The 12854-nt window shown below is 71.2% G+C and carries 14 protein-coding genes and 1 tRNA gene; 6 read left to right on the plus strand and 9 right to left on the minus strand.

Annotated elements, in window-relative coordinates:
- Nucleotides 1-28: 28 nt before the first annotated feature.
- The 6 genes from FHX45_RS17525 to FHX45_RS17550 form a co-directional block, all read right to left on the minus strand.
- Complete coding sequence (locus FHX45_RS17525) at nt 29-1642, minus strand: acyl-CoA dehydrogenase family protein (protein ID WP_167102881.1); 1614 nt, start codon at nt 1640-1642, stop codon at nt 29-31.
- On the minus strand, nt 1635-2231 hold the full coding sequence (locus FHX45_RS17530; protein ID WP_167102884.1) for a TetR/AcrR family transcriptional regulator: 597 nt from the start codon (nt 2229-2231) through the stop codon (nt 1635-1637). The genes FHX45_RS17525 and FHX45_RS17530 overlap by 8 nt, the downstream gene beginning before the upstream one ends.
- Before the next feature lie 28 nt (nt 2232-2259).
- Complete coding sequence (locus FHX45_RS17535; RefSeq protein WP_341771505.1) at nt 2260-3144, minus strand: hypothetical protein; 885 nt, start codon at nt 3142-3144, stop codon at nt 2260-2262.
- 42 nt (nt 3145-3186) lie between these two features.
- Entirely contained in the window at nt 3187-4197 is a 1011-nt protein-coding gene (locus FHX45_RS17540) for a cation diffusion facilitator family transporter (RefSeq protein ID WP_167102887.1), read from the minus strand.
- Nucleotides 4198-4217: 20 nt separating this feature from the next.
- Complete coding sequence (locus FHX45_RS28135; RefSeq protein ID WP_341771506.1) at nt 4218-4685, minus strand: DUF742 domain-containing protein; 468 nt, start codon at nt 4683-4685, stop codon at nt 4218-4220.
- 541 nt (nt 4686-5226) lie between these two features.
- Complete coding sequence (locus FHX45_RS17550) at nt 5227-5523, minus strand: DUF7677 family protein (RefSeq protein WP_208405972.1); 297 nt, start codon at nt 5521-5523, stop codon at nt 5227-5229.
- A gap of 198 nt (nt 5524-5721) precedes the next feature.
- Here FHX45_RS17550 and FHX45_RS17555 point away from each other — a divergent pair, with 198 nt between their 5' ends.
- Entirely contained in the window at nt 5722-6021 is a 300-nt protein-coding gene (locus FHX45_RS17555) for a site-specific integrase (protein WP_208405973.1), read from the plus strand.
- Nucleotides 6022-6065: 44 nt separating this feature from the next.
- On the opposite strand, the gene FHX45_RS17560 is transcribed toward FHX45_RS17555, so the two are convergent.
- The 3 genes from FHX45_RS17560 to FHX45_RS17570 form a co-directional block, all read right to left on the minus strand.
- Nucleotides 6066-6138: transfer RNA gene (locus FHX45_RS17560), tRNA-Lys, on the minus strand.
- Nucleotides 6139-6322: 184 nt separating this feature from the next.
- Nucleotides 6323-6748 carry a hypothetical protein gene (locus FHX45_RS17565; RefSeq protein ID WP_167102896.1) on the minus strand — a complete coding sequence of 142 codons (426 nt, stop codon included), beginning with the start codon at nt 6746-6748 and terminating at the stop codon, nt 6323-6325.
- Nucleotides 6741-7106, minus strand: coding sequence for a hypothetical protein (locus FHX45_RS17570; protein ID WP_167102899.1), 366 nt, complete (start codon nt 7104-7106; stop codon nt 6741-6743). The genes FHX45_RS17565 and FHX45_RS17570 overlap by 8 nt, the downstream gene beginning before the upstream one ends.
- A gap of 576 nt (nt 7107-7682) precedes the next feature.
- On the opposite strand from FHX45_RS17570, the gene FHX45_RS17575 reads away from it, so the two are divergent.
- The 5 genes from FHX45_RS17575 (at nt 7683) to FHX45_RS17595 (ending at nt 12842) form a co-directional block, all read left to right on the plus strand.
- Complete coding sequence (locus tag FHX45_RS17575) at nt 7683-8174, plus strand: hypothetical protein (RefSeq protein ID WP_167102902.1); 492 nt, start codon at nt 7683-7685, stop codon at nt 8172-8174.
- A 106-nt stretch (nt 8175-8280) separates the two neighbouring features.
- A complete protein-coding gene (locus FHX45_RS17580) occupies nt 8281-9945 on the plus strand; it encodes a thiamine pyrophosphate-binding protein (RefSeq protein WP_481726033.1) in 1665 nt (554 codons plus the stop codon).
- Between the two features lie 182 nt (nt 9946-10127).
- Entirely contained in the window at nt 10128-10331 is a 204-nt protein-coding gene (locus FHX45_RS17585) for a cold-shock protein (RefSeq protein ID WP_017985575.1), read from the plus strand.
- 163 nt (nt 10332-10494) lie between these two features.
- Nucleotides 10495-11886 (plus strand): hypothetical protein, encoded by a 1392-nt coding sequence (locus FHX45_RS17590; RefSeq protein ID WP_208405975.1) that lies wholly within the window; start codon nt 10495-10497, stop codon nt 11884-11886.
- Nucleotides 11886-12842 carry a glutamate ABC transporter substrate-binding protein gene (locus FHX45_RS17595; protein ID WP_167102905.1) on the plus strand — a complete coding sequence of 319 codons (957 nt, stop codon included), beginning with the start codon at nt 11886-11888 and terminating at the stop codon, nt 12840-12842. Before FHX45_RS17590 ends, FHX45_RS17595 begins: the two co-directional genes overlap by 1 nt.
- Nucleotides 12843-12854: the final 12 nt, after the last annotated feature.

Raw genomic sequence — 12854 nt, forward strand, 5'->3', positions numbered from 1 at the left:
GAGACGAAGGGCGCCGCGATCGAGGACGTCAGCCGACGAACGCCCGCTCGATGATGGCCCCGGTCTGCACGCCCGGGGGGAGCGTGCCGAAGGCGTTGCCCCAGTGGCCGCCGAGCCGGGACGCGCAGAACGCGTCCGCGACGGCCTTCGGGGCGAAGCGCACCAGCAACGAACCCTGCAACGCCAGCGCCATCATCTCGGCCAGCTGCCGCGCCCGGTACTGGAGGTCCGTCAGATCCGCCAGCTCCTTGCGCACCCGCGCGATGGCGTCGTCCAGCCGCGGGTCCGCACCGGCCGCCAGGTCGAGCTCGGCGAAGAACGCCTCGACCGACTCGGGTTGCTTGCCCATCGCGCGCAGGGCGTCCAGCGCGGCGACGTTGCCCGAACCCTCCCAGATGGACAGCAGCGGCGCCTCGCGGTAGAGGCGTGGCATGCCGGAGTCCTCGACGTACCCGTTGCCGCCCAGGCATTCCAGCGCCTCGGCGGTGTGCGCGGGGCCGCGCTTGCACACCCAGTACTTGGTGACCGCGAGCGCCAGCCGCCGGAAGGCCTGCTGCGACGGGTCCTCGCTCGCGCCGGCCAGCCGCATCGCGACCGTCGTGGCCGCCTCCGACTCGAGGACCAGGTCCGCCAGGACGTTCGCCATCGCGGGCTGGTCGGCGAGCTTGGCGCCGAACGCCTCGCGGTGACGCGCATGGTGCACGGCCTGGACGACGGCCTGACGCATCAGCGACGCGGTGCCGAGGACGCAGTCGAGGCGGGTGTTGTTGACCATCTCGATGATGGTCGGCACGCCGCGGCCCTCCTCGCCGACCAGCCAGCCGACCGCGCCGTCGTACTCGATCTCGGACGAGGCGTTGGACTTGTTGCCCAGCTTGTCCTTCAGTCGCTGGAAGAAGATGCGGTTGCGGGTGCCGTCCGGCAGCACCCGCGGCAGCAGGAAGCAGGACAGTCCGCCGGGCGCCTGCGCGAGCGTGAGGAACATGTCCGACATCGGTGCCGAGGTGAACCACTTGTGGCCGGTGAGCACGTACGTGCCGTCGCCCGCGGGCCGGGCTGCGGTGGTGTTGGCGCGGACGTCGGAGCCGCCCTGCTTCTCGGTCATCGACATACCGGCGATGAGCCCGCGTTTCGTCGTCGGCACGCGCAGGCCGAAGTCGTACTCGGTGGCGGCGAGCAGCGGTTCGTAGGTGGCGGCCAGCTCCGGGTTGTGGCGCAGTGTCGGCACCGCGGCGTAGGTCATCGAGATCGGGCACATGTGGCCGGGCTCGGCCTGGTTCCACACGACGATCTTCGCGGCGCGGGCGACGTGCGCGCCCGCCCGGTCCTGACGCCACGGGGTGGCGTGCAGCCCGTGCCCGACGGCGACGGTCATCAGCTCGTGCCAGTACGGGTGGAACTCGATCTCGTCGACGCGGTGGCCGTAGCGGTCGTGTGTGTGCAGCTTGGGCGGGTTCTCGTGCACGACGCGGCCCCACTCCTGACCCTGGGCACTGCCGGCGAGGCGGCCCAGCTCGTGGACCTCGTCCTCGGCCCACGCGGCGCCCGCGCGGCGCAGACCGTCCAGCAGGGCGGGGTCGGCGGCCACGTCATAACCGACCAGCGGCGGGACCTGGTTGCGGACCTCGTGGGTGTCAGGCATCCGGACCTCCCAATGCGCGGAAGATGAACGTGCGGAGCGAGCCGATCGCGTCGGTGCTGTCGGTGGTCAACGGGCCGATCAGGACCTCGGCGGCGCCACCGACCAGTGCGGCGGCGGTGAGGTCGGCGTCCTGCGCGGGCAGCAGCCCGGTGCGCACGCCCTCGCGGACGTGCCGGGCGAGCTCGTCGCGGAACACGCGCCGGAAAACCATGCGCTCGGTCTCGATCGGCGCGTCGACGGGCTCGGCGAGCAGCGCGTACGCCTGGCGCGGCACCTTCAGGGCGCGCTCGGCGAAGGTCTCGATCACGGCGGCGACGCGCTCGGCCGGGGTCCCGGGGCGGTCAGCGGCCTTCTGCACGGCCTGGACCTCGTGGTTGACGATCCGCTGGAACAGCTCGACGACCAGCTCGGCCTTGCCGGGGAAGTGCCGGTACACCGTGCCCGTGGCGACCCCGGCCTGCTCAGCGACGGCGTTGACCGAACAGCCGGCGTAGCCGCGTTCGGCGAGGACCGCACCCGCCGCGGCCAGGATCGCCTCGCGCTGGGCGTCGAGGCGAGCCTGGACCTGCGGTGTGCGGCGGTAGGGCATGAAAGAAGTGAAGCACTGATTCAGTGCTTCAGGCAAGGGCTTGCCGGTACACCTTCCCGGTCAGCTCGGTGATCCGGTCCGCCGATTCCCGCCAGCCGAGGGTGGTCGGCTCGGAGGTCAGGACCGCCACGATGCGGCGGTCACCCTCGCCGACCGCGCCGGTGGTGTGCATGACCCGGTTGGTCAGGTCGACATCGCCGCTGGACGCGACCGCGGTCGCGGAACGCACCTCGGGCGAGGCGAGCACGCTGCGCGAAGTGCTGGAAACGCATTCCTCACCCGGTGCCGGCGCCGCGCCGTAACCGGACCAGCCCTGCTTCACGCCCTGCGGCTTCGGCAGCGCGCTCGGGATGCCGAAGGACTGGTCGAACCCGTCGGCACCGCACCGCGTCGAGGCGTGCAGGTTGTCCATGATGAAGTCGCGGACCTTGGGGTGCGCGTCCTCGAGGATGTACTCGTACGTCTTGACCATGTCGGCGGCGCTGGTCGCGGTGTAACCCCAGGTGCCGCGCTTCTCCGCGGGCGGCGGGGTCGTGTCGGTGAGACCGATGCGGGCGACGGTGCGTTTGATGATCTCCTCCCAGCCGTCCCGCACCCAGAGAGTGCTGGCCGCGTCGTCGTTGCTGGAGCGCAGCATCGGCTCGAGCAGGGCCCGGTCGTCGTCCGGGATCTCGTAGCCGGGGCCGCGCGCTTCCAGGTAGTCCAGTGCGATGAGCACCTTCACCAGCGAAGCCGAGCGGTACTGCCGGTGGGCGTCGGCACCGTGGGTCTTGCCGGTCGTGCGGTCCAGCACGAGGTATCCGGCGGTCATGCCCTCGGGCAGGTCACTCGTCGCGGCGGTAGCGGCCGTGGCGGCCGTGGTCGGCGCGACGAGCATGGCGACAGCAGCCGCGCAGGTGAAAAACTTGCGCACATTGATCCCCAGTGGTTGGTGACAAATCGGATGATCCGGAGCTTATCGGGTCCGTCCGTAGCGCCTCGCGATGTCGCCGTACCTGGCGAGCACCGCCGCGCGCAGCTCCGGATCGCTGCGCGGCACGGGCTCGATGAAGACCTCGGTGACGTCGGAAAACTCGTCGTGCAGCTCGCCCGCCAGCCGGACACACGCTCGCTCGACCGCCGCCGCGCCCAGCGCGTCGTCGAAGTCCACCCGGGCGCACACCAGGACCTGGTCGGTGCCCAGCAGCATCGTCTGCAGGTCGACCACGGCCTCGATCTCCGGCGCCGCCGCCAGGTGCTCGCGGATACCGCGCACCACCGTGAGATCCGCCTGCCGCCCGATCAGCAGCCGCAGGTTCGTCAGACCGAGGATGAACGCCACGACGGCCAGCAGCAGGCCGATCAGGATGGACGCGATTCCGTCGTACACCTCGGAGCCGGTGACGTGGTGCAGGAACAGCCCGGCGAACGCCAGCACCAGACCGATCAGCGCCGCCGAGTCCTCCAGGAACACCGTCTTCGGCGCCGGGTCGTCGATGTAGCGCAGGAACCGCCAGATCGTCCGGTTCTGCTCCGCCGCACCCCGCCGCACCTGGTTGAACGCCTGCGACCACGACACCGACTCCATCGCGAACGCCAGTCCCAGCACGACGTACCCGACGATCGGCTTGGTCTGCACGACCGGCTCACCGAACACCGTGGCGAAACCCTCGTACAACGCGAAGGTCGCCCCCGAAGCGAAGATCGACACAGCGGCGAGCAGCGACCAGAAGTACCGCTCCTTGCCGTAGCCGAACGGGTGCATGACATCCGCCGCGCGGCCGGAGCGGCGCAGCGCGGTGAGGAGCAGGATCTCGGTGAACGTGTCCGCCACCGAGTGCGCCGCCTCGGAGAGCAACGCTCCGGAACCGGTGATCACGCCGGCGACCGCCTTCATGATCGCGATGGCCAGGTTCACGCTCCCGGCCAGCACCACGGTCAGGGTGCTTTCACCCCCGGCGTCCGGACGTTCCGATTCCTCGCTCACCGGCCGATCGTACGAGTCGATCAGAGCCGCTGCAGGCCGTCGAGGACGCGCTTCATCAGCTCCAGCGGCGGGCGCCCCTCGGCGGTCCGCTCGATGCCGTGAATGCGCAGCAGGCCCAGTTCGGCCATGTCGGACAGCAGCACACGGGCCACGCCGAGCGGGATCGACAGCAGCGCCGCGACCTCGGCCAGCGAACGCGGGCTGTCGACGATCGCCCGCACCGGCTGGTACTCGGCGCTGAGCGCGGGTCCGGTCCACTTCGCGTCGGCGCGGATGGACACCATGGTCTCGATCGCCAGCTCGTACGCCGAGTGCGTGCGCCCCTTGGTCAGCACGTACGGCCGCACGCGCAGCCGGTTGTCGTCCTCGGCGTCGAGCAGCTCGGCGGGCACCGGCTCGCCGGCCGGCTCGGGGCGGGGCCGCGGCGAGGGCTGGAACTCCTCGTGCGGTTCGGGGTCCGGCAACGGTTCGGGCTCCGATTCAGGCACGGGCCGCGGTTCGGCTGCTCCGGTGTACCGCGCGAGCTGCTCCTCGGCGGGGCACCGGGCGCCGGCGGCCCGTTGGGTTTTCGTGGTCTCGGTCTCGGTGGGGGGCTGGCCCGGGACTCGTGGTTCCGGACCGGGGGTTTCGGCGTGTTCGCCGGTCGGCTTCCGCAGCCGGGTCGGGGACAGGAGCCGGGCAACGGCGGGCCCGGCCACCGGCTCTCCAGCCGGTCCGGTCTCGCCGGGTTCTCCCATGCTCGGCCCCGTTTCGCGCGCGTCAGCCTCCTCCGCGGGCGGCATCGGCAGCGTGACGCACAGGATAACCCGGGTGTCGAGACTCCCCGGCGGTAACGGTAGGGACCGAGAGCAAGGCCGGCAGGGTGTTGATCCGTGCGGCCAGTACCGCGTCCATCGCGCCGACGACTCGGACGCAGACTGCGGCCGGCACGTGAGGTCCGGATCGGCCGAAATCTCCTCGAGGGGCGGTGCTGGGTCCTGGCTCGGAAACGTCGAACCGGTCCTGGTCCGTGGCTGCCCGGCAATGCGGTCAGTGCAGCGTGACTTCCCAGTCTTCGAACGGAGGGTCGACGCTGTAGTTGTGATCGAGGTAGGACCGGATCCATTGCGCGGCGCGACGCGCGGCCCAATCGTCGTTGGTGGGTCTGCCCTGGTCGTCGTACTCCAGAACGTTGGTGTAGATCGCGAACACCTTTTCCAGTGCTGAGCCGTACTCGAAGAGCGCTGGCCGGTAGTCATCGACGTCGCGCAGGACCTCTTGGCACAGGGTGCCGTTGGCGACGAAGAAGGCGAAGAAGCGGATCGCCCCACGGACGTCCTCGGGCAAGTGGTTCATGCTCCGGGACCTGTCATGCCGCCTTCTCCACCGTCCTGTGCGGAGGATTTCCTCGCCGCTGGTCCTTGCGGGTCATCGTGGTGCCAAATCACCTTCTTGTAGCTGGGCACCGGTCCTCCTTCGTGTGTCTCCCGGCATCGTCCCTGTTGAGATGATCTCCTAGCGGCGCGGGTCCATCCCCGCCGGCCGATGGTGAGCCCCGTCTTCGCCGGCATCGCCGGCGGCCTGCGGGTCATCCGGCAGACGTGGGGCCGCGAGGAGTTCCTCTGGGTCACCTCGCACACCTTCCGCAAGACGACGGCGACCGCGCTGGCCGATGCGGACGTGCCGAGGCGGTTGATCGCTGATCACCTCAGGCCCGCGCGGGTGTCGATGACGCAGGACGTCTACCTCGGCCGGAAGTCGGTCAACCCGGCGACGGCAGCGGCCCTGGAAGGGCTCCTGGGTAACCCGTCCGCCGGCAAAGGCAGGGATAAAGCGGGGAGATGATCCTGTCCCGGGCGCCGCGCTACCGCTCTGACCAGGCGGAAGAGTGGGGCGCCTGGGGCTCGAACCCAGAACCTACGGATTAAAAGTCCGCAGCTCTACCAATTGAGCTAACGCCCCGTGAGGTCAGCTTAGCGACCATCGCCGCGACCTGGGCGAAGGGGTGATGTCCGGGACGCCGCGAGCGTCGCGTGCGTCTCGGAGGCCGTGGTCAAGGCGTGACACACGGGCCGGGATCGGCGACGGCACGGTGGCCGGCCCCGGTCGTGCGCGTGCGCACCGGCGAGCGCGGCTCGGACGCGGCCTAGCGGCGTGCGGTCCGGCGCAGCCAGAGCAGGCCGATCACCGGCAGCACCAGCGGGATGAACAGGTATCCCTCGCCGTAGCCGGACCACACGGTCGCGTCGGGGAAGGCGGCCGGGTCGAACACGCTCAGCGTGCCGACCACGAGCACGCCCAGCAGCTCGGTGGTGCACGCCGCGACCGCGAGCCGGAACGAGCCGCCGCCGCGCCGGGCCAGCGCGACCGTGGCGACGATGTAGATCACCGCGGCCACCGCCGACAACGTGTAGGCCAGCGGCGCCTCGTGCCACTTCGTCGAGATCTGCACCGCGGCCCGCGACGTCGCGGCGAGCGCGAAGATCCCGTACACGGCGACCAGGATCCGGCCCGGACCGGTCGCGGCGGTCCGCTGCGACTTCTGCGTCTTCTGCTCGGACGGCTCAGCCATGCCCGGCACCCCATATCTGGTGGATCCGCTCGACCATCACCGGGATCGCGAGGCAGGCCACGCCGAGGATCACGGTGCTCGACCGGCTGCGCTCGGCCAGCGCCCACGCCGTGCCCACCGGCAGGATCACCAGGGCACCGACGAGGTAGGCCAGGTAGGTCACCATGCTGTGCGGGCGGTCGCCGGCGATCAGCAGCACGATTCCGACGACCAGCTGCGCGACGAGCAGCGCCTCGACGACGGCGAGCGCGGCCAGCAGCGGGCGGCCCGGCTCGCGGCCCCGCGCGGCGGCGACGAACGCCCACACGGCGACCAGCGCCGCAGCGACCGCGACGGCCACGCCGAACCCGGTGATCACCCGTTCAGCTTAGCGACGTGGTGCGGGCCACCGGCCGTCAGGAGCGCGCTCGGCGGAAACTAACCGACCATCTCCGCGTTCACCCGGATGGCGGGCACGGCGCCCGGCGCGCCTGGCGCCGCCGGGATCAGTGCGGAAGGACCCCGCGCTCGCCGGACGGCGCGGCGAACGGGTGGTGGAAAGTCCACCGGATCACTCTGCGTGAGCGGAAAAAGGCCGGGCGGGCCGCCGGTTCGGCGGTTCGGCACGCGCCCGGCCACGGGGACCATGAACTCCGGGCACGCTGGTCGGCGACGGCAGGAGAGGAATCGGGTGATCTTCGAGTTGAGCTGGCGGGGAAACCCGGAACGGATATTCACGGCGATCGTTTCCAGGGCCACGGCCCGCACACCGGCTCTGCGCCCGCCCGGCCGCTGCCCGCAGCGCACCTGCCCGTGGTGCCGGCGTGACGATCGTGCCGGCAGGTGATTCCCGCACCGAACCCGTACACCGTTTCTTCCTGACGTGGTCAGCGGCCATCGGCGACGGGCGCACCCTGCCGGTGCGCTGCCACCGCGCCTCGGCAGGATGTGCCCGGTGGAATCACCGGAACCGATCACACCACGGGTGAAGTCCTGGGCTGGTGCGCGTCCCGTGCGGATGGCGATGGCCACGCTGGCGGCCGCCGGGGTCGTCCTGGCGGCAGCACCCACCGCCACGGCCGGTGAGCCTCACTTCTACCGCTCCTGCGCGCAGGCCGATTTCTCCTGCCAGAACGGCGCCAAGATCTCGGGCCCGACCGACTACGACCGCTGCGACACGGGCTGGACGACCAAGGTGTGCGTCAAGTACGACGGCGACGTCGTGTACGTGCAGGACGGCTCGGCCGACGGGAGGTCCGCGCTCGGCGTCATCGAGGCGTCCAGCGGGGTGCGGGCGCGGGTCTGCCGCAACCCGCACGGGCACGGAACCTGGGCGAGGTGCAAGTTCGACTGGAGCGAGGGCGCCGCCAAGAAGGTCGAGGGTGGCGTCCTGCTGAGCTTCGACGAGATGCATCTCGGGACGCTCTGGTCGTTCACGCAGAACTGACGAGGTCGCTCCCCGCCCCGGAGCCTCTACTCTGGGGTGATCGTTCACCCGTCGGGAATCTCAAGATCACTTGACCGGACCAGCGCCGCGCTGGGACCCTTCTCGCATCGAGTACCGAGAGGGATGGACCGTCGCCGAGATCACGGCCCGCGTGCTGGTCGACGCCGGAGTCCGGCGCGCCTACACCGTGGCCGGCAGCGCGTTCCTCGAGTTCCTCGACGCCATCCGGTTCGAACCGCTGATGGCGCTGGTCACGGCACGCCAGGACACCGGTGCCGCGTTCATGGCCGAGGCCGAGGGCAAGCTGCGTGAGGTCCCCGCGCTGCTGCTCGGCGGGCCGGGCCCGGGCATCGCGGACTTCCTGGTGGCGGTGCGCTCGGCCTACCAGGACGGCACGCCGATGGTGGTGCTGGTCGAGGAGCGCGCGAGCGTCCGGCTCGCCGCCCCGGGTATCCAGGACGGGCTCGCCGAGCTGGACCCGCTCACGCTGTTCGGACCGTTCGCGAAGTGGACCGGCCGCGCCGGGACGGCCGCGCAGGTGCCGGTGCTGGCCGCGCAGGCCGTTCGCGCCGCGCGGGAGGGGCGCCGCGGACCGGCGGTGCTGGCGGTGCCCGCCGACTTCTGGGTGGCGCCGTTCCACGACGTCATCCCCGACCCCGAGCCGCGTCCGGACGACACAGGCGCGGCGCTGCGGTCCGCGCACGAGGTCGCGGCGCTGCTGGCCGACTCGCGCTACCCGGTGCTGATCGCCGGTGGTGTCGGGCGTGCCGCGCGCAAGGACCTGATCGCCGCCGCCGACCAGCTCGGCCTGGCCGTCTACACCGCGTTCCGCCGGCAGGACAGCTTCCCCGAGAACCACGCGCGCTACGCCGGCCACCTCGGCGTCGGCATCCCGGCGGGGCAGCTGGACGCCCTGGAGCGGGCGGACGTGGTGCTGGCCGTGGGCACCCGGCTGGACGAGGTGACCACGCAGAACAACCGGTACCCGCTGCCGTCGCAGACACTCGTGGTGATCGGTCCCGGCCTGCCGGCCACGCACCGTCGCGGGTTGACGTTCCGGATCGACTGCGAGGTCGGCTCGTTCCTGCGGCAGCTGGTCGCGGTGGGCGTCACCCGGTCGCGGCGCAGCTCGGCCGCCAACGCGGTCACCCACACCCACATGACCCCGCCCCGCACCAGCCCGGACCACCCGCTGGTGCATCCCGCGGACGTCGTCCGGGTGCTGCGCAAGGTCGCGCCGGAGGACACCGTGGTGACGGCCGATTCGGACCCGACCGCCCGGTTCGTGCACCGGTACTGGTGCTTCACGCAGCCGCACACCCAGCTCGAACCGCCGGAGGGGGTGCGTGGCTACGCGGTGCCGGCCGCGCTGGGCGCGAAGTTGGCCGCGCCGAGGCGGACGGTGGTCGCGGTGGTCTCCGACGCCGCCGCCATGATGACCGGACAGGAACTGGAGACCGCGGTGCGGCACCGGGCGCCGATCCTCGCGGTCGTGTTCCAGAACGGCCTGTTCGCCGACCTGGCCACGCACCAGGCCGCCAAGCACGGGCGGCTGCACGGGGTGTCACTCACGCCGGTGGACTTCGCGGCGTGGGCCCGCTCGTTCGGCGCCGCCGGTTACACGATCGAATCGCCCGAGCAGCTGGAGCCGACGTTCACGCGTGCCCTGCAGCACCAGCGGCCCAGCGTCGTCGACGTGCGCACGGACCCGGACGTGATCGATCCGGACACCCGGTTGTCCGCGCTGTTCCAGCGGCCGCGCAAGACCTAGCGTTTCCGCCGGATGTGTGATCTACTGGTGGTGGTCTTCGACGATTTTGTGTTCGTGTTCAGGCACGCTCGCAAGATTTGGCGGGCGTAGTGGTTCCCCGTTCGGGGAGGCAAACCGATCCGCCGGTGACCCGGTACATCGAACCGGTGTGCCGTTTGTTTGCAGTATATGGAGATTTTTGCATGGCTCAGGGCACCGTGAAGTGGTTCAACTCCGAGAAGGGGTTCGGCTTCATCACTCCCGACGATGGCGGCGGCGACGTCTTCGTCCACTACTCGGAGATCCAGGGTCGCGGCTTCCGCACTCTGGAGGAGAACCAGCGGGTTGAGTTCGAGATCGGCCAGGGCCAGAAGGGCCCGCAGGCGACCGGCGTTAACGTCCTCTGATTCGACTTCGAACGACAGCCCCCGTCTTCTCGTGAGGCGGGGGCTGTCTTCGTTTCCACCTCGTGTCCGAACGGTGTTCACCAATCGTCCCGACCTCGGTCCGCAAGATCGTGCCGTCCGGTACCTTCATGCGGGTGTGGTTCGAGGGCGAGGGGTGGAACCGATGACTGCGACCGCGACGCGGCCCCCCGCGCCCGGCGGCCCTGGCGGTCGGATCCCCGAACCCGCCGCGTCCCCGAACGCGCCGCGCGCCGGTCTGGCCGGCCTGGCCGAGCTGCCCGGCGCCGCCGTCCGCTCGGTGGTGCGCTCGGCCCGCACCACTCCGGGCCGCCTGACGGTGATCGCGGTCGGGCTGGTCGTGCTGGCCCTGCTCGCCGGGGTGGTCGCCACGATCACCCTGCAGGAGCGCAAGAACACGATCAACGACCTGATCGACCACCGGGAACCGCTGGCCGCGGCGTCGCAGGAGGTGTACCGGTCGCTGTCGGACGCCGACGCGACCGCGGCGAGCGCGTTCCTCGCGATCGGCGTGGAGCCGGCTGCGCTGCGCCAGCGCTACGACACCTCGATCGCCCGGGCCGGTGTCGCCCTGGGCAAGGCCGCGTCCGACTCGGCGGGCGTGCCCGAGGCGGCCGCGCAGGTGCAGACCCTGACCCGGCAGCTGCCCGTCTACACCGGCCTGGTGGAGACGGCCCGGGCGAACAAGCGCCAGGGCTTCCCGGTCGGCTCGTCCTACCTGCGCGAGGCGTCCGACCTGATGCGCAGCACCATCCTGCCCGCGGCGCAGGACCTGTACCGGATCGACACCGACCGGCTGGCCGGTGAGCAGGACGACGCGAGCGGTTTCCCGTGGGTGAGCACGCTGCTGGTGCTGGCGCTGCTCGCGGCGCTGGTCGCGACCCAGGTGTACCTGACCCGCAAGACCAACCGGGTGCTCAACGTCGGCCTGGTCGTCGCGACGGCGGCCACGGTGCTCGCGCTGCTCTGGGGCGCGGCGGCGGTCATCGTGCAGAGCGTGCTGGTCGGCAGCGGCGCCACCGACGGCAGTCACCAGGTCGACGTGCTGGTCCGCACCCGGATCGCAGCGTTGCAGGCCCGCGCCAACGAGATGCTGACGCTGGTCGCGCGCGGTGACGGTGGCACCTACGAACGCGACTTCGACGCGCTCGCGCCGCAGGTCACCGGCCTGCTCGCGGAGGCGAAGGGCTTTGCCACCGGCGACACGGCCCGCGAGGTGCAGGGCGCGGCCGACAGCGCGCAGCAGTGGCTGTCCACGCACCAGGAAATCCGGGCCAAGGACGTCGACGGTGCCTACTCCGACGCCGTGAAGCTCGCGGTCGACTCGTCGGTGCCGGGCGGCGCGGCCACCACCTTCGCGCACCTCGACGACGCCCTCGTCGCGGCGATCGGGTACGGCCGCCAGGCGTTCCTGGACGACACCCGCGGCGGCGACCGTGCGCTGACGCTGCTCGCGCCCGGTGTCGCGGTGCTGGCCGTGGTCGCGGCCGCGGGCGCCACGATGGGGATCAGGGACAGGCTGAGGGAGTACCGCTGATGGCTCGGGGGAAGGTGGCCGCGCTCGTCGCGGCCGTCGCACTGCTGGCCGCCGCCTGCGGCAGCGCCGGGACACCGGCCGACCCCGCGCCGGTGGGGGACGTGCGGGCGCCGTTGCCGGCCGGGACCGGCGGTGGCGACCAGGGCGCCGGCAGCGGCGCGGACAACACCTGCGACACCCGCAGCCTCTCGCCGAACGGGTCGATCCCGTCCGGGTCGACCATGGACAAGATCCGCAGCCGCGGACGGCTGATCGCCGGGGTGGACCAGACGAACTTCCTGTTCGGCTTCCTCAACCCCGCCAGCGGTAACCTCGAGGGCTTCGACATCGAGATCGCCAAGCAGATCGCGGCGTCGATCTTCGGCCGGTGGGAGGGGCACATCCAGTGGGTGGCCATCCCGTCCTCGGCGCGCGAGAACGTGTTGAAGGATCACCAGGTCGACATCGTCGTGCGCACCTACAGCATCACCTGCAGCCGGATGAAGGACGTCGCGTTCTCCGCGCCGTACTACCAGACCGGTCAGGAGGTGCTGGTGCCCAAGAGCTCCGGGCTGCGTGGCATGGCGGACCTCGGCGGCAAGCGGGTGTGCGCGGCGAAGAACTCCACCTCGCTGTCGACGATCGGCCGCGCGCAGCCGCGGCCGATCCCGGTGTCGGTGAACAACTGGTCGGACTGCCTGGTGCTGCTCCAGCAGGGTCAGGTGGACGCGGTGTCGACCGACAACGTCATCCTCGCCGGCATGGTGCGCCAGGACCCGAACCTGGAGGTCGTGGGGGAACCGTTGACACGCGAGTACTACGGCGTCGGCATCCCGCTGGGCCAGGACGACATGGTCCGGTTCGTCAACGCCGTCCTGGAGAACGTCCGCACCGGCGGCGCCTGGCAGAACACGTACAAGTACTGGATCGAGCCGGCACTCGGCCCCGGTTCGCCGCCGGCCGTGTCCTACCGCTGAGGGGGCGTCCAC

The sequence above is a fragment of the Amycolatopsis granulosa genome, assembly GCF_011758745.1.
Classification (GTDB): domain Bacteria; phylum Actinomycetota; class Actinomycetes; order Mycobacteriales; family Pseudonocardiaceae; genus Amycolatopsis_E; species Amycolatopsis_E granulosa.